Origin of the sequence: Achromobacter sp. Bel (genome assembly GCF_012928505.1) — a bacterium.
Lineage (GTDB): Bacteria > Pseudomonadota > Gammaproteobacteria > Burkholderiales > Burkholderiaceae_B > Achromobacter.
Genome location: NZ_JABBJN010000005.1, coordinates 119,580 through 140,122, shown reverse-complemented (window position 1 = coordinate 140,122; position 20,543 = coordinate 119,580). Strand labels below are relative to the sequence as shown.

The 20,543-nt window shown below is 65.7% G+C and carries 18 protein-coding genes; 14 read left to right on the top strand and 4 right to left on the bottom strand.

Annotated features, from left to right (window positions below; translation table 11 throughout):
• Positions 1–188: 188 nt before the first annotated feature.
• From metE to ppa, 14 genes are all read left to right on the top strand, one after another.
• On the top strand, positions 189–2,486 hold the full coding sequence (metE, locus tag HG262_RS05295; RefSeq protein WP_169270047.1) for a 5-methyltetrahydropteroyltriglutamate--homocysteine S-methyltransferase: 2,298 nt from the start codon (positions 189–191) through the stop codon (positions 2,484–2,486).
• A gap of 168 nt (positions 2,487–2,654) precedes the next feature.
• A complete protein-coding gene (locus tag HG262_RS05290) occupies positions 2,655–6,650 on the top strand; it encodes a Pls/PosA family non-ribosomal peptide synthetase (RefSeq protein WP_169270046.1) in 3,996 nt (1,331 codons plus the stop codon).
• Positions 6,647–7,261 carry a 4'-phosphopantetheinyl transferase superfamily protein gene (locus HG262_RS05285; protein WP_248293245.1) on the top strand — a complete coding sequence of 205 codons (615 nt, stop codon included), beginning with the start codon at positions 6,647–6,649 and terminating at the stop codon, positions 7,259–7,261. Before HG262_RS05290 ends, HG262_RS05285 begins: the two co-directional genes overlap by 4 nt.
• A gap of 82 nt (positions 7,262–7,343) precedes the next feature.
• On the top strand, positions 7,344–7,946 hold the full coding sequence (locus tag HG262_RS05280) for a DUF2889 domain-containing protein (protein WP_105554863.1): 603 nt from the start codon (positions 7,344–7,346) through the stop codon (positions 7,944–7,946).
• 10 nt (positions 7,947–7,956) lie between these two features.
• Positions 7,957–9,117, top strand: coding sequence for an ADP-forming succinate--CoA ligase subunit beta (sucC, locus tag HG262_RS05275; RefSeq protein WP_169270045.1), 1,161 nt, complete (start codon positions 7,957–7,959; stop codon positions 9,115–9,117).
• 20 nt (positions 9,118–9,137) lie between these two features.
• Positions 9,138–10,019 carry a succinate--CoA ligase subunit alpha gene (sucD, locus tag HG262_RS05270; RefSeq protein WP_006225012.1) on the top strand — a complete coding sequence of 294 codons (882 nt, stop codon included), beginning with the start codon at positions 9,138–9,140 and terminating at the stop codon, positions 10,017–10,019.
• A 280-nt stretch (positions 10,020–10,299) separates the two neighbouring features.
• Positions 10,300–10,998, top strand: coding sequence for a TerC family protein (locus HG262_RS05265; protein WP_169270044.1), 699 nt, complete (start codon positions 10,300–10,302; stop codon positions 10,996–10,998).
• A 114-nt stretch (positions 10,999–11,112) separates the two neighbouring features.
• Positions 11,113–11,829 (top strand): TerC family protein, encoded by a 717-nt coding sequence (locus tag HG262_RS05260; RefSeq protein ID WP_088590662.1) that lies wholly within the window; start codon positions 11,113–11,115, stop codon positions 11,827–11,829.
• A complete protein-coding gene (locus HG262_RS31130; RefSeq protein WP_282437000.1) occupies positions 11,816–11,938 on the top strand; it encodes a hypothetical protein in 123 nt (40 codons plus the stop codon). The genes HG262_RS05260 and HG262_RS31130 overlap by 14 nt, the downstream gene beginning before the upstream one ends.
• A 9-nt stretch (positions 11,939–11,947) precedes the next feature.
• Entirely contained in the window at positions 11,948–12,895 is a 948-nt protein-coding gene (hemC, locus tag HG262_RS05255) for a hydroxymethylbilane synthase (protein ID WP_169270043.1), read from the top strand.
• Complete coding sequence (locus tag HG262_RS05250) at positions 12,895–13,695, top strand: uroporphyrinogen-III synthase (protein ID WP_169270042.1); 801 nt, start codon at positions 12,895–12,897, stop codon at positions 13,693–13,695. Before hemC ends, HG262_RS05250 begins: the two co-directional genes overlap by 1 nt.
• Before the next feature lie 37 nt (positions 13,696–13,732).
• Entirely contained in the window at positions 13,733–14,926 is a 1,194-nt protein-coding gene (locus HG262_RS05245; protein WP_169270041.1) for a uroporphyrinogen-III C-methyltransferase, read from the top strand.
• Between the two features lie 5 nt (positions 14,927–14,931).
• Positions 14,932–16,545, top strand: coding sequence for a heme biosynthesis HemY N-terminal domain-containing protein (locus HG262_RS05240; protein ID WP_169270040.1), 1,614 nt, complete (start codon positions 14,932–14,934; stop codon positions 16,543–16,545).
• A 32-nt stretch (positions 16,546–16,577) separates the two neighbouring features.
• Positions 16,578–17,108, top strand: coding sequence for an inorganic diphosphatase (gene ppa, locus HG262_RS05235; protein WP_006225005.1), 531 nt, complete (start codon positions 16,578–16,580; stop codon positions 17,106–17,108).
• Here ppa and HG262_RS05230 read toward each other — a convergent pair whose 3' ends face one another.
• From HG262_RS05230 to HG262_RS05215, 4 genes are all read right to left on the bottom strand, one after another.
• Entirely contained in the window at positions 17,109–17,945 is an 837-nt protein-coding gene (locus HG262_RS05230; RefSeq protein WP_169270039.1) for an IclR family transcriptional regulator C-terminal domain-containing protein, read from the bottom strand.
• 15 nt (positions 17,946–17,960) lie between these two features.
• On the bottom strand, positions 17,961–18,722 hold the full coding sequence (locus HG262_RS05225; protein WP_169270038.1) for an SDR family NAD(P)-dependent oxidoreductase: 762 nt from the start codon (positions 18,720–18,722) through the stop codon (positions 17,961–17,963).
• Positions 18,722–19,933 (bottom strand): ABC transporter substrate-binding protein, encoded by a 1,212-nt coding sequence (locus HG262_RS05220; protein WP_169270037.1) that lies wholly within the window; start codon positions 19,931–19,933, stop codon positions 18,722–18,724. Before HG262_RS05220 ends, HG262_RS05225 begins: the two co-directional genes overlap by 1 nt.
• A gap of 82 nt (positions 19,934–20,015) precedes the next feature.
• Positions 20,016–20,414 carry a cupin domain-containing protein gene (locus HG262_RS05215; RefSeq protein WP_057285058.1) on the bottom strand — a complete coding sequence of 133 codons (399 nt, stop codon included), beginning with the start codon at positions 20,412–20,414 and terminating at the stop codon, positions 20,016–20,018.
• Positions 20,415–20,543 lie beyond the last annotated feature (129 nt).

The following is a 20,543-nucleotide window of genomic DNA, read 5'->3' as shown; positions in this document are numbered from 1 at the left end:
GAGTGCGGGCGAAGCAGAGCAGCGGCTGGCGGGCACCCGCGGCAGGCTCCGACTCCATCAGGGTGGAATGAACTTATATTGTATGAGGGTTCTTCATCTTATGAATGTAGACATTGATTTTGATTCATGTAGATCTGCCTGCACAATAACCGTCACTTGAACAAAATTTGTCAAATGGCGGTGTTCTCATGACTACTATTCATAATTTGGGGTTCCCCCGCATCGGTGCCCAGCGCGAGCTGAAGCGCGCCGTGGAAGCCTATTGGGCAGGCAAGCAAACCGCCGAAGCGCTGGAACAGACCGGCCGTGAACTGCGCGCCAAGCACTGGAAGCAGCAGGCCGCGGCTGGCCTGAAGTTCGTGCCCGTGGGCGACTTCGCCTGGTACGACCAAATCCTGGAATGGAGCACGCTGCTGGGCGCCGTGCCGGCCCGTTTCGGTCAGAACGACAATGAAGCCGTGACGCTGGACACGCTGTTTCGCATGGGCCGTGGCCGCGCACCGACGGGCAAGCCCGCCGCCGCCTGCGAAATGACCAAGTGGTTCGACACCAACTACCACTACATCGTGCCGGAACTGGTTCCGGGGCAGACCTTCCGTATCGCGCGCGAATCGTTGTTCGAGCAGGTTCAGGAAGCGCAAGCGCTGGGCCATGTCGTCAAGCCCGTGATCCCGGGGCCGCTGACCTGGCTGTACCAGGGCAAGGGCGACGCCTTTGCGGGCGGCGCTGCCGACAAAGGCAAGCTGCAACTGCTGGCCGCGCTGCTGCCGGTGTACGAAGCAGTACTGGCCCGTTTTGCCAAGCTGGGCGTGGAATGGGTGCAGATCGACGAACCCATCGTGGCGCTGGACCTGCCGCAAGCCTGGCGCGACGCGTTCAAGCAGGTCTATGCCGCGCTGACCGGCAGCCCGGTCAAGTTGCTGATCGCCACCTACTTCGATGGCCTGAAGGACAACCTGTCCACCGTCCAGGCGCTGCCCGTGGCTGGCCTGCACGTGGACCTGGTCCGCGCGCCGGAGCAACTGGCCGACGTCGTGGGCGGCCTGCGCGCCGACCAGGTGCTGTCCGCCGGCATCATCAGCGGCCGCAACATCTGGCGCACCGACCTGGACGCCGCGATCGCCACGCTGGCGCCGGTCAAGCAACAACTGGGCGACCGCCTGTGGCTGGCCCCGTCGTGCTCGCTGCTGCACGTGCCGGTGGACCTGGCCAATGAAACGGAACTGGACGCCGAACTCAAGAGCTGGCTGTCGTTCGCCGCGCAGAAGCTGGAAGAACTGAGCTTGCTGGGCCGCGCGCTGGACAGCGCCACGGACCCCACGGTGCAGTCCGGTCTGGTCCAGCAACGCGCCGCACTGGCTGCGCGCCGTTCGTCGGCCCGCATCCATAATCCGGTCGTGGGTCAGCGCATGTCCGGCGCCGCCGGCGTGTCGCGCGATCGTGCGCCGTTCGCCGGCCGCATCGCCCGCCAGCAACAGCAACTGGGCCTGCCCGCCTACCCGACCACCACGATCGGTTCGTTCCCGCAGACCGCTGAGATCCGTGCGCTGCGCCGCGACTGGAAAGCCGGCGCGCTGACGGACGCAGGCTACGAGACGGCCATCCGCAAGGAAATCGAGGAAGTCATCCGCTTCCAGGAAAAGGTGGGCCTGGACGTGCTGGTGCACGGCGAACCCGAGCGCAACGACATGGTGGAGTACTTCGGCGAGTTGTTGGCAGGCTTCGCGTTCACCAAGAACGGCTGGGTGCAAAGCTACGGTTCGCGCTGCGTCAAGCCACCGATCATTTTTGGCGACGTGGCCCGTCCCGCGCCGATGACGGTTGGCTGGTCGTCCTACGCGCAGTCGCTGACGGACAAGCCGGTCAAAGGCATGCTGACCGGTCCGGTCACCATCCTGCAATGGTCGTTCGTGCGCGACGACCAGCCGCGTGAACAGACCTGCCGCCAATTGGCGCTGGCGCTGCGCGACGAAGTGGTGGACCTGGAAGCCGCCGGCATTAGCGTCATCCAGATCGACGAGCCCGCCATCCGCGAAGGCCTGCCGTTGCGTCGCGCCGACTGGAAGGCGTACCTGGACTGGGCGGTGGATTGCTTCCGCCTGTCGACCGCCGGCGTGCGCGATGAGACCCAGATTCACACCCACATGTGCTATTCGGAATTCAACGACATCATCGAATCGATCGCGGCGATGGACGCAGACGTGATCACGATCGAAACGTCGCGCTCCAACATGGATCTGCTCAAGGCGTTCGAAGACTTCGACTATCCGAACGATATCGGCCCCGGCGTGTACGACATCCATTCGCCCAACGTGCCCGACGTGGACTGGATGGTCGGCCTGATGGAGAAGGCGGCTGCTCGCCTGCCCAAGGAACGTCTGTGGGTGAATCCTGACTGCGGCCTGAAGACGCGCGCCTGGCCCGAAACCGAGGCCGCGCTGATCGGCATGGTGCAAGCGGCCCGCACGCTGCGCCAATCGGCCTGACGACCGGCGGTCCGAACGCCAGCCTTTCGGTTGGCGGCGCGGGCGAAAGCCCCTGGCGTGAATCCAGGGGCTTTTTTACGCAGGTTTTTTTCTGGATGGCTTGAACGAATTTCCGCGGCACGGGTCAATAAACAAAAAAATTCCCACAGCCGGATTGTTGCCGTCCCTATGATTCTCCAAGGCCCTTATCGGCCGGATCTGCTTGCCGCGGAAACGTTGCCCGATATTCTGGAAGCCACGATCCTGCGGCATCCCGCCTCCACTGCCATCCACTGGCTGGATCAAACCCTAACCTACGACATGCTGGGCCAGCGCGCCGACCTGGCCGCGCACCATCTGATCGAGGCCGGCGTGCGGCCTGGCCAGATCGTGGGCCTGTGCCTGCCGCGTGGCGCCGACCTGCTTGTGATGCAGGCGGCCATCGCTAAGGCCGGCGCGGCTTGGCTGCCGTTCGAGTCCGACACACCGCCCGACCGCATGCAGGCCTGTCTGCAGGACGCGGGCGCAGAGGGGTTGATTGCGGGCGCTGGCGTGCGCCTGGACGGCATCGCCACATGGACTACCTGGGCGCTGTCGATGCCCGTCGACGGCGTTTTGCGCAGGCGGGAAGGCCTGCTGCCCGGGCATCCGGCCTACGTGATCTACACGTCCGGCTCTACTGGCAAGCCGAAGGGCGTGCCGATCAGCCAGGCCGCCATTTGCCATTTCCTGCGCAGCGAAAACGCGGTGCTGGGCGTGCGGCACGGCGACAAGGTCTATCAGGGCTTTTCGGTGGCCTTCGACATGTCGTTCGAAGAAATCTGGATCAGTTATCTGGTCGGCGCCAGCCTGTGGGTGGCCCCCAAGATGCTGACCACCGACCCCGAAGGCCTGCCCGACGCGCTGGTGCGCGAAGGCGTGACCGTGCTGCATGCGGTGCCGACGCTGTTGGCCCTGTTCGCGCACGACGTGCCGGGCTTGCGCATCGTGAACCTGGGCGGCGAAGTGTGCCCGGACTTCCTGGTGCCGCGCTGGGCCACGCCCGGCCGGCGCCTGTTCAATACCTATGGTCCGACTGAAACCACCGTATCGGCCAGCCTGGCCGAATTGCTGCCCGGCCAACCGGTGACCATCGGCACGCCGTTGCCCAATTACGGCATGCTCATCCGCGGCGACGACGGGGCGGTGTTGCCGCAAGGGCAGGTGGGCGAGCTTTGCATTACCGGTCCCGGTGTGGCGGGCGGCTACCTCGGGCGTCCCGAGCTGACGGCCGAAAAATTCCTGGCCAACCCCCGGCCCGGCGGCGATCACGACACCCGCATGTACCGCAGCGGCGACCTGGCCCGCATCGACGAGCACGGGCAGATCCAATGCCTGGGCCGCAGCGACGATCAGGTCAAGGTGCGGGGCTTTCGCGTCGAACTGGGCGAAATCGAAGCGGCGCTGTATCGGCAACCCGGTGTGGGCGCGGCGGCGGTGGTGCTGCGCGACCTGGGAGGCATCGATCAACTGGTGGCTTTCCTGAAGCCCGAAGACGAGGCGTGCCTGGACCTGCATGCCTTGCGCGGCGCGCTGGCGCAGGACCTGCCCGCCTATATGATCCCGGCCCGCTTTGAGCGCGTCGCCGACGTGCCGCGCCTGACGTCCGGAAAAATCGACCGCAAGACGCTCAAGTCGCGTGAACTGGAAACCGTGTCCGAGCCCAGCGGCGAAGACGACGTGGCGGTCACGCCCGGCGAACAGGCGCTGTTTGACGCGCTGCGCCCTTTGTTCCCTGGCCAGCCGCTGCGCCTGGCCAGCGACTTCTTTCGCGATCTGGGCGGCCATTCGCTGCTGGCCGCGCGCCTGGTGTCGTCGCTGCGCAAGCATCCGCAGTTTTCCGCGCTGACGATGCACGAGCTTTATCAGCACCCCGGCCTGGGGGCGCTGTCGGCGCGCTTGGACGCGTTGGCGGTGGCCGAGCCACTCGCCGTGGAAGACGGCGACACCGCTGCGCCATTCCGCGACGCCGCAGGCCAGACGCCGGAGTGGCGGCGCTGGACCTGTGGCCTGGCCCAGCTTGCCGCGCTGCCGCTGCTGATCGGCGTGCGCATGCTGATCTGGCTGACGCCGTTCTTTACGTACCACTACTGGACGGGCGACGAGGGCGACTCGGTCTGGCGCGCGGTGGCGCTGTCCATCGCCAGCTATCTGCTTTGCAACCTGCTGAGCTTCGGCGTGGCCGTGGCCTGCAAATGGGGCATCCTGGGGCGTCTCAAACCGGGCTGCTATCCGCTGTACGGGTGGCGCTTTTACCGCTGGTGGCTGGTGGACCGGGTGCTGGACATCCCGCCGGCGCATTTGCTGGCCGGTTCTCCCTTGCAGGTCTGGTACTTGAGAGCGCTGGGTGCGCGTATTGGTCGTGACGCTGCCATCAGCCGCATTTCGGTCCGCGCGCCTGACCTGCTGACGATTGGCGATGGCGTCAGTATTGGCGCGGCCGTCAACCTGGAGAACTTCGCGGTGCGCGGAGGCGTCTGGGAAGTGGCGCCGATCACGTTGGCCGACAACGCCTACGTCGGATCGTACGCGGTGCTGCAAGGCGATGTGTCGATGGGCGAGGGCGCGCGGCTGGATGGTTTGTCGTCGCTGGCTTCGGGCGCACGCGTGCCGGCGGGGCAAGTCTGGACGGGCGCGCCTGCGCGGCACGACCCCCAGGCGCATGCCCCTGAACTGCCACCCAGACCGGTTCGGGCAGGGCGCTTGCGCCAACTGGATGTGGTGGCCTATGCCCTGGGCGGCACGTTGATCGCGGCGTTGTTCTTCATGCCGGTCTTCCCCAGCTTCGTGCTGATCGATTGGATCGACGCGCGCTGGCTGGACCTGATGGGCGACCGTGTGTCCTGGCCCTATGCCTTCCTTTGCTATCTGCTGCTGGCGTTGCCGGCCAGCGCCTTGCTGCTGTTCCTGACGGTGCTGGTGTCTGCCCTGTTGCGCTGGTTGCTGCTGCCTCGCTTGTCGGGCGGGCGGTGGCCGGTCTATGGCCAGATCTACCTGCGCCGGTGGCTGACCAACCAGATCCAGGAGTCCAGCCTGAGCGTGCTGCATGGTCTGTATGCCTCGATCTACGCCGGCACCTGGTACCGGCTGCTGGGCGCGAAGGTCGGTCGCGGCACCGAGATTTCCACCGCCATGGGCATCGTGCCCGACATGCTGACGCTGGGGCGCGACAGCTTCATCGCCGATGGTGTCATGCTGGGTGACGAGGAAATCGACCGTGGCTGGATGACGATGCGCCCCACCATCATCGGCAACCGCAGCTTTGTCGGTAACGGGGCGTACGTGCCCGATGGATCGGTGCTGCCCGACGACGTGCTGATCGGCGTGCAGAGCCGGGCGCCGGCCAACGGCCGCATGGCCAGCGGCCAGACCTGGCTGGGCAATCCGCCGCTGGCCTTGCCTGCCCGCGAGCAGACGGCGGGCTTCCCCGAGCATCTGACGTTCCGGCCCAGCCTGGGCCGCAAGGTCGCACGCGGCGCCGTCGAGGGCATGCGCATGATCCTGCCGCTGGCGGTCGTGATCGCGGTGGGCTATCTGACGGTCATGAAAATCATCCCGATCGCGGCGGCCCAGGGCTTTTTGGCCGCCTTCGACGAGCTGATGCTGGCCGGCGTGCTGTACGGCCTGGGCACGTTCCTGTTCCTGGTGCTGCTGAAGTGGACGCTGGTGGGCAGGTACCGGCCACGCGCCGAACCCATGTGGACGCCTTTCGTCTGGAAGAGCGAGGCGGTGACCAGCCTGTACGAGTCGATCGCCGTGCCCAATTTCTTCAACTTTCTGCGCGCGACGCCCTGGCTGCCCCTGGCGTTGCGCTGCATGGGCGCCCGCATCGGCAAGCGCGTATTCATGGACACGACCGACGTCACCGAGTACGACTGCGTCCTGATCGGCGACGACGCGGTGCTGCACGCCTGGTCCGGGCCGCAGACCCATCTGTTCGAGGACCGCGTCATGAAGATCGGGCCCGTGCGCATCGGGCGTGGCGTCAACGTCGGTCCGCGTACCACGATCCTGTACGACACCCACGTCGAAGAACGCGCCGTGTTGGGGCCGCTGACCCTGGTGCTCAAGGGCGAAACCATTCCCGCCGGGCAGGCCTGGATGGGCAGTCCGGCCACCCCGTGGACGCGGGGGCCGCGCGCTTGAACGTACCTGAGACCTTGTTCGCGGCGCCGCCGACCGTCACTCCCGCGTTGCGGTTGACCGGGGAGGGCGCGCCGGTCGAACTGTGGCTGCTGCGGCTGCCGACAGGCCGGGATGGCCAGCGCCAGGCGGCCCGCGCGTGGCTGGCGGCCGAACTGTCGCGCCGGGCGGGCGCGGCGGCGCGCTGGACGGAAACGCCCAAGGGGCTGGCCATGGAGCCCGGTTCCCCCTGGCACAGCTCCTTCTCTTATTGTGGCCCCTATATCTTGTGCGGCTTGTCCGGCCTGGGCGTGCCGGGCGTGGACTTGGCGGCCGCAGACGGCGGAGCAGGGGGCGGCGAGGGCGATATCGACGTCGCCCGGCTTTATTGCGGCCCGGAGGTCGCGGCCAGGCTGGCCGCCTGCGCCCCGGCCGGCCGGCCGGACGCCTTCGCCCGGGCCTGGAGCGCGCTGGAGGCCAGGTTGAAAGCCTGCCGCCGCGGGCTGGAGGAATACACGCCCCTGCGGGAGTGCCATCTGGCCGCTGCGCGCCTGACCGCCCAGGTCCGCCACGATGGTCTCTGGGCCTCCGCCGCGCTCTGTCCCCCAGCAGATGGGCCGCGCCAAGACGGTTGATGGCCGGCCGCCTGCGCTATACTTTGAAGGTTTTGTTGCCGCGCACCATGCGCAGGCCATCTTCGCCCCGCAGGCCCCCAGCATGCCCTTGCCACCGCCGGATTACCCTCGCCAACCGCTGCACACGCGTTCCATACGCGTGCAGTCGTACGCGCGCGAAGACGGCAACTGGGATCTGGAAGCCGAGCTGATCGACGTGAAGGCGTACGATTTTCCCAAGAGCGACGGCAAGATGTTCAAGGCCGGGCAGCCCATCCACCATATGCACCTGCGCATCACCATCGACGAGAATTTCTCGATCGTGGCGGCGCAGGCCGTCTATGACGCCGCCCCTTATGGCGGTCATTGCATGGCCATCGAGCCGGCTTACACTGATCTGATCGGCATGAATCTGCTCAAGGGATTCCGCCGCCAGGTCAAAGAGCGGTTCGGGCATGTGGAAGGCTGTACGCACATGACCGAGCTGTCGCAGGTGCTTCCCACCGCGGCGGTCCAGACCATGGCCAACCGCCGGCGGCAGGAAACCAACCCGAACCGGCGTCCATTCCAATTGGACGGCTGCCATGCGCTCAGCACGGGCGGCCCGGTGGTGGCTGAGCATTATCCCAAGTGGTACACCGGGGGTAGCGCTGAGGCATCGGCCGATTCGTCCTCCGATTCACCTTCTCTTTCTCATACGTCCTGACAGGTAACACATGAAAATCCACGAGTATCAAGGCAAGGAACTGCTGAAGCAATTTGGCATCCCGGTGCCGCGCGGGATCCCCGCTCTTTCCGTCGACGAGGCCGTGGCTGCCGCTGAAAAGCTGGGTGGACCGGTTTGGGTCGTCAAGGCACAAATCCACGCGGGCGGCCGCGGCAAGGGCGGCGGCGTGAAGCTGGCGCGCTCGCTGGACGACGTCCGCAAGCTGGCCTCGGAAATCCTGGGCATGCAACTGGTCACGCACCAGACCGGCCCGGAAGGCCAGAAGGTCCGCCGCCTGTACATCGAAGACGGCGCCGACATCCAGAAGGAATACTACGTGTCGCTGGTCACTGACCGCGCCACGCAGAAGGTCGCCTTCATCGCTTCCAGCGAAGGCGGCATGGACATCGAGGAAGTGGCCCACTCCACGCCCGAAAAGATCATCACCGAATACATCGACCCGCTGACCGGCCTGTCCGCCGAGCAAGCCACCAAGATCGCCAACGCGATCGGCCTGCCCGCCGACTCGACCGCCCAAGCCGTGGACGTGTTCCAGAAGCTCTACAAGTGCTACATGGACACCGATGCTTCGCTGGTCGAAATCAACCCGCTGAACCGCGACGGCAAGGGCAACATCATCGCCCTGGACGCCAAGTTCAACTTTGACCCGAACGCCCTGTTCCGCCACCCGGAAATCGTTGCCTACCGCGACCTGGACGAAGAAGATCCCGCCGAAATCGAAGCCAGCAAGTTCGACCTGGCCTACATCCAGCTCGACGGCAACATCGGCTGCCTGGTGAACGGCGCCGGTCTGGCCATGGCCACGATGGACACCATCAAGCTGTTCGGCGGCGAGCCGGCCAACTTCCTGGACGTCGGCGGCGGCGCCACGGCCGAGAAGGTCACCGAAGCGTTCAAGATCATGCTCGCCAACAAGAGCGTGAAGGCCATTCTGGTCAACATCTTCGGCGGCATCATGCGCTGCGACGTCATTGCCGAAGGCGTGATCGCTGCTTGCAAGGCCGTCAACCTGAACGTGCCGCTGGTCGTCCGCATGAAGGGCACCAACGAAGAACTCGGCAAGAAGATGCTGGCCGACTCGGGTCTGCCGATCATCAGCGCCGACACGATGGCTGAAGCCGCCACCCGCGTCGTAGCCGCCGTCAAGTAAAAAAATTCAAGGATTCACAAATGTCGATTCTGATCAACAAGGACACCAAAGTCATCACCCAGGGCATTACGGGCAAGACGGGCCAGTTCCACACCCGCATGTGCCGTGAGTACGCCAATGGTAAAGCTGCCTTCGTGGCCGGCGTGAACCCCAAAAAGGCGGGTGAAGACTTCGAAGGCGTGCCGATTTTCGCTTCGGTGAAAGACGCCAAGGCCGACACGGGCGCAACCGTGTCCGTCATCTACGTGCCGCCGGCCGGCGCCGCCGCCGCCATCTGGGAAGCTGTCGAAGCTGAACTGGATCTGGTGATCTGCATTACCGAAGGCATCCCGGTCCGCGACATGCTGGAAGTCAAGAACCGCATGAAGGCCAAGGGCAGCAAGACGCTGCTGCTGGGCCCGAACTGCCCGGGTCTGATCACGCCGGACGAAATCAAGATCGGCATCATGCCGGGTCACATCCACCGCAAGGGCCGCATCGGTATCGTCAGCCGTTCGGGCACCCTGACGTACGAAGCCGTGGCGCAAGTCACCGAGCTGGGCCTGGGTCAATCCAGCGCCGTCGGCATCGGTGGCGACCCCATCAACGGCCTGAAGCACGTCGACGTCCTGAAGCTGTTCAATGACGATCCCGACACCGACGCCGTCATCATGATCGGCGAAATCGGCGGTCCGGACGAAGTCAACGCCGCTGAGTGGGCCAAGGACAACATGAAGAAGCCGGTCGTCGGCTTCATCGCGGGTGTCACGGCTCCCGCCGGCAAGCGCATGGGCCACGCTGGCGCCCTGATCTCCGGTGGCGCCGACACGGCCGACGCCAAGCTGGAAGTCATGGAAGCTTGCGGCATCCGCACCACGCGCAACCCCTCCGAAATGGGCAAGCTGCTCAAGTCGGTGCTGTAAGTCTTCAGCATTGCGCCAAAAAGCCCGCTTCGGCGGGCTTTTTTTCGTTCTCGCGCAGTGAGCGCGCTGAAAATTCCGGGGCGGACCTAGGGAAATCCCGTGTCCATATCGCGGTCGCCCAAACATACGGAAAGCTGAACGAAACTATAATGAAAGAAATTTCGCACGTACCCAGCAAGAATGCCGTCGGGCTCGCACCAAGACGGTCAGTACGGTTTTCGTTTTTTTCATCCATTCATTTGGTTTGTCCTAGGGGGATCATCACCTGGGAAAGAGAGGCATGGAACTCAGTTCAGCGGCATTCTGGATAGCGTTGCTCCAGATCATTTGGGTCAACATCCTGCTATCAGGCGACAACGCCGTGGTTATTGCGCTGGCAGCGCGTTCGTTGCCGCCGGCGCAACAGAAGAAAGCGATCACGATCGGCTCGGCCGCCGCGATCATCATGCGTATCGTGCTGACCCTGGTCGCGGCCAAGTTGCTGCTGCTGCCGTATCTGAAGCTGATCGGCGCGCTGCTCCTGGTCTACATCGGCGTGACGCTGCTGTTGCCGGAAGGCGAAGATGACGGCGCGGGCAAGACGCAAGGTAATCTGCTGACCGCAATTCGCACTATCATGATTGCCGACCTGGTCATGAGCCTGGACAACGTGGTGGCGGTCGCTGCCGCCGCGATGGGCGACACGACCTTGCTGGTATTGGGCCTGGCCATCAGTATCCCCCTGGTCATCTTCGGCAGCACGCTGCTTCTGAAGGTCATCGAACGTTTCCCGGTCATTGTCTGGGTGGGGGCGGCACTGCTGGGCTTCATTGCAGGTGAATTGCTGGTGGGAGACCCCGCCCTGCAGGAACCGGTGGCGCGCATCGACGCGGCATTGGGCGTCACGCATCACAGCTTCGAGCTGATGATGGGCGCGCTGGGCGCGGTGCTGGTGCTGGCAATTGGTAAAGTTTTGCTGATGCGCCAGAAAGCTGACTGAAAGCTGAATTACAATAATTAGTTGTTTTGAATGATCCTGCCGTGCAAGGCGCGGCAGGATGGCCGGCTCGGGACCGGCCTTTCTTTTCATATAAATGCCTTCGGGGGTTCTATAGTGCTTGAGTTTTTCCAGACGCTGAGTTGGGCAGCGGTATTCCAGATCATCCTCATCGACATCCTGCTGGGCGGCGACAACGCCGTCGTGATCGCGCTGGCTTGTCGCAACCTGGCCCCCAAGCAGCGCATGCAGGGCATCCTGTGGGGCACCGCGGGCGCCATCATCCTGCGTGTCGTACTGATCGCTTTCGCCCTGACGCTCCTGTCGATTCCGTTCCTGAAAGTCGTGGGCGGCCTGCTGCTCGTCTGGATCGGCGTCAAGCTCCTGGTTCCTGAAGACGATGCGCATGGCAACGTGAAGGGCGGGACATCCATCGCCGCCGCCATCAAGACCATCATCATCGCCGACTTCGTGATGAGCCTGGACAACGTGATCGCCATTGCCGGCGCAGCCCAGAACGCGCATGCCGACCATCAGATCGGCCTGGTCGCCTTCGGCCTGATCGTCAGCGTGCCGATCATCATCTGGGGCAGCACGCTGGTTCTCAAGCTGATCGACAAGTACCCGTTGGTGGTTACGTTTGGCGCCGCCTTGCTGGGCTGGATCGCCGGCGGCATGCTGATTACCGACGTTATTGTCGAACGTCAATTCGGTGTTCAGCCCACTACGGTTAAAATCGCCGCTGAAATTATCGGCGCCTTGCTCGTTGTTGTCCTTGGACGGTGGCTGGCAAGCCGCAAAACCGCTTCCAAGGAATCCCATGAGTCTGCGTAGATCCGTTGATCCCCAGCAATCCGAATCGGGCCTGAGCCTCCTTCAGGGCCTTTTCGTGCTGGCCATCCTCGGGGTAATCGCGACGGTCATCGTCTCCAATTTCGTTTGATGACGTCACGTGTCTCTTCCGCAACGCCTGGTCATCGCGACCCGCGCCAGCCGGCTTGCCCTGTGGCAAGCCGAGCATGTGCGCGACCGGCTGCGCACGCTGTACCCGGCGTGCGCGGTTGAGCTTCTTACCCTGACGACCCGGGGCGACCAGATCCTCGACCGCACCCTGTCCAAAGTGGGCGGCAAAGGTCTGTTCGTCAAGGAACTCGAAAACGCGCTGCTCGACGGACGCGCCGATCTCGCCGTGCACTCCTTGAAGGACGTGCCGGTGGATCTGCAAGCCCCGTTCGAGCTTTGCGCCGTCCTTGATCGCGCAGATCCGCGCGATGCCTTCGTGTCCAACCGCTATGCGAGCCTGGCAGACCTGCCGGCGGGCGCGGTCGTGGGCACGTCCAGCCTGCGCCGCGAATCGCAGATCCGCGCGCGCTATCCGGCCCTCGTGGTCAAGCCGCTGCGCGGCAACCTGGACACGCGCCTGGGCAAACTGGACAAGGGCGAATACGACGCCATCGTGCTTGCGGCCGCCGGGCTGGAACGCCTGGGGCTAGGCGGGCGCATCAGCAGCCTGCTGGACCCGGCCGACAGCCTGCCGGCAGCCGGGCAGGGCGCGCTCGGCATCGAGATCCGCGACGACCGCGACGACATGCGCGCCTGGCTGGCGCCGCTGATCAGCTCGACGACCACGTCGTGCGTGCTCGCGGAACGGGCGGTGTCCCGCAAGCTCGGCGGCTCCTGTCAGGTGCCGCTGGCGGCATTCGCCGAGATCTCGGGCGACACGCTGTCGTTGCGCGCGCTGGTGGCATCGCCCGACGGCACGCGCATGGTCCACACGACCCGCAGCGGTCCGGTGGTCAACGCCGAGGCGCTGGGTGAAGCCGCCGCACAAGAGCTGCTGGATGCCGGCGCCGCCGCCATCCTCCAGGAACTGCTGCAAGACGACCCCCGGCCGGACTGATGTCCACGCCGCCGCGAGTCGCTGTCCTGACACGGCCCGCGGGCCGAAACGAGGCGCTGGCCGACCGTCTGAACGACGCCGGCTGGTCCGCCTGCATCCTGCCTGCCCTTGAAATCCACGCCCTGGATGTTGCCGCCGCGGACCTGCCGCGGCCGGCTGACTTCGACATGGTCGTGTTTGTCAGCGGCAATGCCGGCAAGCAATACCTGGACCAGTTGGCCCGCGCCGACGGCCCGGCTGTCTGGCCGGCTGGCACGATCGCTGCCACCGTCGGGCCCGCCAGTGCCCAGGGGCTGCGCGAGTCGCCCGGTTTTGGCGCGAATACAACAGTCCTGCATCCTGGCGAGAATGCGCCCAGCCACGACTCCGAAGCCTTGTGGGACGTGCTTGGTGGCCTGCCGCGGCTGCCGGCCCGCGTGCTGCTGGTGCGCGGCACCCAGGGCAGGGACTGGCTGGGCGACCGGCTTGAGGCGCACGGTGTGGCCGTGAGGCGCCATGCGGCCTATCTGCGCCGCCCTGCGAACTGGGACGCCGCGCAACTGGCGGCGCTGCGGGGCTGGGCGGATGCGGGCGTCAGCGCCACCTGGCTCATCACCAGTGGCGAAGGGGCGGATGCCGTGCGCGCCTGCCTGGATGCTGCTGGGCTGCTTGCCTGGTGGGGCGAGTGCCGCTTCGTGCTGACGCATCCCTCGCTGGCACGCCGCGTGCCGCCTGGCCGTCATGGCGCCGAGCCATCAGCAATGGTAAAAATCTGCTTGCCCAACGACGAGTCGATTTTCCAGGCTTTTGTTGCTGCTTGATTCGTTGCATCGGACAGACACCGAATACAATCGCGTCATGACAGATAAGACTCCCGCTACCGATCCGGTCGTTCCCTCGGCCGCCCCGGGCGCAAGCGCGCCCGCATCGGCCCCGGCCGATTCCGCCCGGGCCCGTCCGGCCAAGCGCGGCAGTGGCCCATTGGTCACCGCGCTGATAATCGTCATCCTGCTGGCCGTGGGCCTGGGGTACGCGCTGTGGAAGCAGCGCACGCAGTTCGTGTCCGCCGGGCGCGAGGTCGCGTCGCGCATCGACACGCTGACGGCCGACGTGGCGCAAGCCCGCAAGGACACGCGCGAGGCCCTGGCCCTGGCGCAAGCTCAGGCCGGCCGCGTGGGCGAGCTTGAAGACACGGTGCGCGAAACGCAAAGCCAATACAACGCGCTGCAACTGGCCTGGCAGAACTTCAACGACAGCGCCAGTGATGAACTGCTGGCCAACGACGTCGAACGCCTGCTGACCATCGCCAACCAGCAATTGCGCCTGGCCGGCAACGTGTCCAATGCGATCGTCGCGCTTGAAACCGCGCAATCGCGCCTGGCCCGCGCCGACCGTCCGCGCTTCTCCAGTCTGCAACAGGCCATCAACGGCGACCTGGACCGCTTGCGCGCCGTGTCCACCGTGGACATCCCGGCCCAATCGGCGCGCATCGAGCGCCTGGTGTCGCTGGTCGGCAAAGCCCCCTTGCTGGTGCCGGACGCCGTCGCCCCTGGCGTGGCTGCCGCCGGCGAAAGCCGCCCGGCCGTGGCGCCCGCGCCGGTGGTCGACCCCCAGGCTGGCTTGCCGGCCGATGCCCCGTGGTGGCAGCGCTGGCGCGCCGAAGTGGTCTCGTGGCCCGGCCGCGCGGGTTCCGCGCTGGCGCAGGAACTGGGCGGACTGATCACCATCCAGCGCGTGGACGAACCCGCCGCCTTGCTGCTGTCGCCCGAACAGGCCGACCAGGTGCGCGGCACGCTGCGCCAGCGCCTGCTGACCGTGCAACTGGCCATGCTGATGCGCCAGCCTGCCGTCTGGAAGAGTGAACTCGACAACGTTGGCGTCACGCTGGCCAAGTACTTCGACAACCGCTCCCCCGACACCGTCGCCGCCCAGACGCTGGCACGCGAACTGGCGCAGACCGACATCGCCGTGCGCATGCCGGAAGTGGCCGACAGCCTGAACGCCGTGGCCGCCCTGCGCGCCGCGGGTTTCAAGACTAGCGGGCAGGACTGAGCCTTATGCGTACCTGGTTCTGGACTCTGCTGCTTGCCGTCGTCGCCGTCGCCCTGGCGGTGGTGCTGCGTTCACATTCCGGCAACGTGCTGTTGCTGGTCTGGCCGTGGCGCATCGGGATGTCGCTGACGCTGGCCGTCCTGCTGATCATCGCGGCCTTCATCGTGCTGTATATCGGCCTGCGTCTGCTGGCGTGGCTGCTGGCCATTCCCGACCGCGTCCGCGTCTGGCGCGGCAAACGCGCGCAGGCGCGCGACCACGAATTGCTGGAGCGCGGCTGGATCGGCCTGCTGGAAGGCCGCTATACCCACGCCGAAAAGGATCTGACCAAACTGCTTGACCAGACCAAGGTCCAGAGCCGCCGCGTGCTGGCCGCCCTGTCCGCCGCGCGCGCCGCGCATGGCCTGGGCGAATTCGACCGCCGCGACCGCCTGCTGGCGACCGCGCAGGAACACGCGGGCACGGAACCTGGCCTGGTGGAAGCCACAGCCACGGTCTCGGCCGACATGCTGCTGGATCAAGGTCGCGCCGAGCGCGCGCTGGCGGTGCTGGCGCCGCTGGCCGATGGCGGGGCCCGCCACCTGCACACCATGCGCCTGCTGTTGCGCGCGCACACGGCGTTGCAGCACGACGAGCAGGTCTTCACGCTCGCCCGCGGCCTGGTGCGCCGCAATGCGCTGGCCCGCAGCGAAGCCGACCAACTGATCGACGCTTCCGGCGCGGCGCGTTTGCGCGCCGCCGCCAATAGCGACGCGTGGCGCGCCATCTGGAAAGACCTGAAGGCCGAAGAACGCCTGCTGCCCGACGTCGCGTTGGCTGGCGCGGCCGCCTTCGACGCCGCCGGCGAAGCCAACGAAGCGGCCCGTGTGCTGGAAGCCGCTGTTGCCGTGAAGTTCAATCCGACGCTGGTGGCGGCCTATGCCCGCTGCGAAGCCGAGCAGGTGTCGCGTCGCCTGGCGAAGGCCGAAACCTGGCTGCAGCAGCGTCCTACGGATCCCGACCTGCTGACCGCGCTGGGCATGTTGTGCCTGAACGGCCAACTCTGGGGCCAGGCCGAACGCTATCTGCTGCGCAGCCTCAGCCGCCGCAGCGATGCGCGGACGCATGCGCTGCTGGGCAGCCTGTACGATCGCCTGGACCGTCCCGCCGATGCCGTGCGCCACTGGCGCCTGGCCACGGCGGCCAGCATGGCGCTGCCGGTGCTGGCGGCGGATGCGGCATTGCCGGCCGCGGATACCGGTTCGGACCCTTACCGCGTGGACGCCGAAGGCGGCTATGCGGTGGGCTTGTCGGACGCCGACGGCGATGCCGACATTGGCGGCGACTACCCGGCGCTGCCGCCTTCGGTGGCGGCATCGGCCTCCGACTACGTGCTGGATCCGGATGCGCGCGTCAACAAGGACCAGCGCGAGCGCGCGCTGGCGCCGGAAGATGCGCCGCTGGCCGGCGGCACGTCCGACATCGACGAGTACTTCGACAGCGCCCCGATTCCGGCGGCGGCTTTCGACGAGCCCGTGCCCACGTACTCGCCGGCCCCTCCCGCCAGCCCGAAGCCCGCGCCCGCCGCGGCGCCGGTGCCGGCCACCAAGCCGCCGTTCAAGGACGACGGCTCGCTTTGAACATTTCTTCAGACACTCAACAAGGTTGAATCATGAGTCTTGATCGCGTCTCCCCTGGCAAGAAGCTGCCGGAAGACTTCAATGTCATCATCGAAATCCCCATGAACGCCGACCCGGTCAAGTACGAGGTCGACAAAGAGACGGGTGCGATTTTCGTTGACCGCTTCATGCTGACGGCCATGCACTATCCGTGCAACTACGGCTATATCCCCCAGACCCTGTCCGACGACGGCGACCCCGCCGACGTGCTGGTGCTGACCCCGTTCCCGATCCAGATCGGCGCCGTCGTGCGCTGCCGCGCCATCGGCGTGCTGGAAATGGACGACGAGTCGGGCGGCGACGCCAAGCTGCTGGCCGTGCCGATCGAAAAGCTGTACCCCCCGTACCGCAACATCAAGTCCTATGAAGATCTGCCGACCGAAGATGTCGCGCGTATCCAGCACTTCTTCGAGCACTACAAAGACCTCGAGAAGGGCAAGTGGGTCAAGGTCAAGGGCTGGAAGGGTGTCGACGCTGCCCACGAAGAAATCGTGAACAGCGTGGAACGCTACAACAAGGCCTGATCAGGCCTTGGGCCGCGCCGGTGCTGCACCGGCCGGCGCTCTGATGCGGCGCGGCCGCGACGGCATGATGCCGATCGCCGCCGCGCCGTTGTTTTGCGGGGCCTGCAGATTCCGGGACACCTCGGCTGCCGCGACCTGGATCCGTGCCTGCAGGATGTCCAGGCGTTCTGCCGTGGTGTGCGCTTGCGAGGCGATGAACACCAGGCTGCCGACCACTTTCTGTTCCGCGCTGAAGATCGCCGCGCCGATTCCCATCAGGCCGCGGTCGACCTCGCCATGCGAGACGCACACGCCTGCGGTACGAAGCCGCTTCAGGTTTGCCCGGAACGCATCCCAGTCGTCGCCCAGCCCCGCTTCGCGGATTTCGGCCGCATGCCAAAGCATCAGGTTGCGCAGCTGATAGGGGGGCAGGTTGGCCAGAATGGGCTTGGCGGTGGCGCCGCGAAACATCGGGAAGGGGCGGCCGCGCGCATAGCTGGATTCGATGGAGTTGTCTGTCCAGTAGCGGTCCACGCACAGGACCTTGTCGCCGTAATAGCTGCACAACATCAGGTTGGCGTGAAGCTCGTCGCCGGTCGCGCGCATGACGTCGCGCGCCGCGCGCATCAGCGGATCGTGCTGGCGCAGGTGCCGGTCCAGTTCAATGATGCGCGATCCCAGCACATAGGCGCCGCCCGCGGTGGGCGCAAGCAGCCCGCTTTCGGTCAGCGATTTCAGGTACCGGTAGGCGGTTGCGCGCGAGCACTCCAGATGCGCCATGACGTCTTCCTGGAACGCGGCGGTGGTGCCGTCGCGAAAGAGGTCGAGGATGGACAGCATGCGGTCGGGAGTGCTCATTGCTTCTGGGAATGCCTAGTGAATGTGGAAGCCGCCATTGACGTCGACCACGATGCCGGTTGAGTAGGAGGACAGGTCCGAGGCCAGGAAAAGAATGGCTTGCGCGACGTCGGCGGGTAGGCCGAAGCGTTGCAGCGGAATGCCCTGTTTGAGTTCTTGCTCCCAATTTTCGCCGAATTTCCCCAGCGTCATGTCGGTTTCGATAATGCCCGGCGCCACGCAGTTGGCGCGCACGCCGCGCGGGCCGAGCTCGCGCGCCAGCGCCTTGGTGAAACTGATGACCCCGCCCTTGGAGGCCGCGTAGTGCGACCCGCCCAGCAGGCCGCCGCCGCGCAAGGCGGCGGTGGAACCCAGGTTCACGATCGCCGGGCGCCGCGTGCTTTCCAGCAAGGCCGGCAAGGCCGCGTGCGTGACGTTGTAGGTGCCGGTCAGGTTCACGTCGATCATGCGGCGGAATTCGTCTTCGGCCAGGTCCCAGATGCGGGTCGCGGCGACGATGCCCGCATTGTTGACCAGCACATCGACGCCGTCCAGCGCTTGCACTGCCTGCGCCAGCGCCGCTTCGCACGAGTCGGCCCGCGACACGTCGCAATGCAGGTCCACGCGGCCCCCGGCCAGCCTGGCGCCTGCGTGTTCGGGGTAGGCCTGGTCCAGCACCGCCACCGTCGCGCCTTGCGCCAGGAACAGTTCGACGACGGCCGCGCCGATGCCACGGGGGTTGGCGCCCCCCGTGACAACGGCGCGCTTGCCCGCCAAGAGGCCAAGCGCGCTGCCCATCACGACTTCACCAGCGTGCAGCCGCCGTCCTTCAATGGGCGGAAGGCTTGCTCGGCGGGGATCTTGCGCACCAGGTTGTAGTAGTCCCAGTCGCGCTTGGACTCCGACGGCTTCTTCACCTGGAACAGATACAGGTCGCGCATCACCCGGCCGTCTTCGCGGATGCGGCCGTTCTCGGTCATGAAGTCATTGATGGGCGTCTCGTGCATTTTCTTCAGCACGGGCTCGGACCCGTCGGTGCCGGCGGCCTTGACGGCGTTCAGGTAATGGATCGTGGCGCTGTAGTTGCTGGCCTGCACCATCGAGGGCATGCGGCCCGTGCGCTTGAAGTAGCGTTCGGACCATTGGCGCGCCTTGTCGTCCTGATTCCAGTAGAAGGGTTCGACCAGGTTCAGGCCTTGGGCGTATTCCAGCCCCACGCTGCGCACGTCCACGATGCTCATGAACAGCGCGGCCACGCGTTGCTTGCTGCCCATGATGCCGAACTCGAACGCCTGCTTGATGCTGTTGATGGTGTCGCCGCTGCCGTTGGCCAGACCGATCACCTGCGCCTTGGACGCTTGCGCCTGCAACAGGAACGACGAGAAGTCCGAACTGGCGATGGGGTGGCGCACGCTGCCGACGACCTGGCCTCCGTTGGCCTTCACCACCGCCATCGCATCGCGCTCCAGCGAATGGCCGAAGGCGTAGTCGGACGTAATGAAGTACCAGCTCTTGCCGCCGTCCTCCATCACGCCGTTGGCCACGCCGGTGGCATAGGCGTAGGTGTCGTACGTCCAGTGCATGCCGTTGGGCGAGCAGGCCTTGCCCGTCAGGTCCGCCGACCCCGCGCTGGTGAAGATCACGACGCGTTTCATCTGGCGGGTCAGGTCCTGCACCGCCAACGCGATGGCCGAGTTGGGCACGTCCAGGATCAGGTCCACCTTGTCGTTCTCGTACCAGCGGCGGGCGACCGACACACCGATGTCGACCTTGTTCTGGTGGTCGGCCGAGATCACTTCAATGGGCTTGCCCAGCACGGTGCCGCCGAAATCCTCGACGGCCATCTTCACGGCTTCGACGCCGAACTTGCCGGACAGGTCGGCCATCATGCCGGACTGGTCGCCCAGCACGCCGATCTTCACGACATCGTCCGACACCTGCGCCTGGGCGGACAGGGACAGGGTGCCCAGCACGCAGGCGGCAAGGCTGTTCTTGATTCGGGTCTTCATGGGGTTGTCTCCTCGGGGGCTTGGTTCTTTGCGCGCCGCCCTGTGTCGGACGGTCGCGCGGGGGCATGCGGGTCGGTCCGGCCTATTCCAGCGTCTGGCCGGCGTAGGCGTCGATGAACAGGTTGGGTTTCAGGAAAAAGCTCAGCACCAGCGCGCCGTTGGGCGCGCGCGCCACGTGCTGGTTGCCGCGTGGACGCCAGACGTAGTCGCCCGCGCACACTTCGCCTTCGGCATCCACGATGGATCCCTCCAGCACGAAGGTCTGCTCGACCTCCACATGTTCATGCAGCGGCAGTTCGGTGCCTGGCTGCCAGCGGAAGAGGGCGGTGAGCAGGCCGGACTCCTTGTCCTGCATCAGCACCTTCATGTCGATGCCTTCCACCTGGGTGGGTTTCCAGGGCAGATCGGCGACTTTCAGGAAGCGCGAGGCCAACGGCGGCAGCGCATTGGCCGCAGGGCAGCCGGGGGTTTCGAGGGCCATGGTTGTCTCCTAGCCGTAACTCGTTATTGAAGATATAGCAAAAATCTTGTTATTGAGTGTTTAAAAATAGTCGCGTATATTGAGATTGATGTCAACTTTGTTTTTGCATCCAGAAAACAAAGACGACAC

Coding starts and splice junctions, on each gene's coding strand:
- HG262_RS05230 (WP_169270039.1), bottom strand. CDS start 17,945: ATGAGCACTCCCGACCGCATGCTGTCCATCCTCGACCTCTTTCGCGAC.
- HG262_RS05215 (WP_057285058.1), bottom strand. CDS start 20,414: ATGGCCCTCGAAACCCCCGGCTGCCCTGCGGCCAATGCGCTGCCGCCG.
- HG262_RS05290 (WP_169270046.1), top strand. CDS start 2,655: ATGATTCTCCAAGGCCCTTATCGGCCGGATCTGCTTGCCGCGGAAACG.
- HG262_RS05245 (WP_169270041.1), top strand. CDS start 13,733: ATGACAGATAAGACTCCCGCTACCGATCCGGTCGTTCCCTCGGCCGCC.
- HG262_RS05225 (WP_169270038.1), bottom strand. CDS start 18,722: ATGGGCAGCGCGCTTGGCCTCTTGGCGGGCAAGCGCGCCGTTGTCACG.
- HG262_RS31130 (WP_282437000.1), top strand. CDS start 11,816: ATGAGTCTGCGTAGATCCGTTGATCCCCAGCAATCCGAATCGGGCCTG.
- HG262_RS05265 (WP_169270044.1), top strand. CDS start 10,300: ATGGAACTCAGTTCAGCGGCATTCTGGATAGCGTTGCTCCAGATCATT.
- HG262_RS05220 (WP_169270037.1), bottom strand. CDS start 19,933: ATGAAGACCCGAATCAAGAACAGCCTTGCCGCCTGCGTGCTGGGCACC.
- metE (WP_169270047.1), top strand. CDS start 189: ATGACTACTATTCATAATTTGGGGTTCCCCCGCATCGGTGCCCAGCGC.
- HG262_RS05250 (WP_169270042.1), top strand. CDS start 12,895: ATGTCCACGCCGCCGCGAGTCGCTGTCCTGACACGGCCCGCGGGCCGA.
- HG262_RS05240 (WP_169270040.1), top strand. CDS start 14,932: ATGCGTACCTGGTTCTGGACTCTGCTGCTTGCCGTCGTCGCCGTCGCC.
- sucC (WP_169270045.1), top strand. CDS start 7,957: ATGAAAATCCACGAGTATCAAGGCAAGGAACTGCTGAAGCAATTTGGC.
- HG262_RS05280 (WP_105554863.1), top strand. CDS start 7,344: ATGCCCTTGCCACCGCCGGATTACCCTCGCCAACCGCTGCACACGCGT.
- ppa (WP_006225005.1), top strand. CDS start 16,578: ATGAGTCTTGATCGCGTCTCCCCTGGCAAGAAGCTGCCGGAAGACTTC.
- sucD (WP_006225012.1), top strand. CDS start 9,138: ATGTCGATTCTGATCAACAAGGACACCAAAGTCATCACCCAGGGCATT.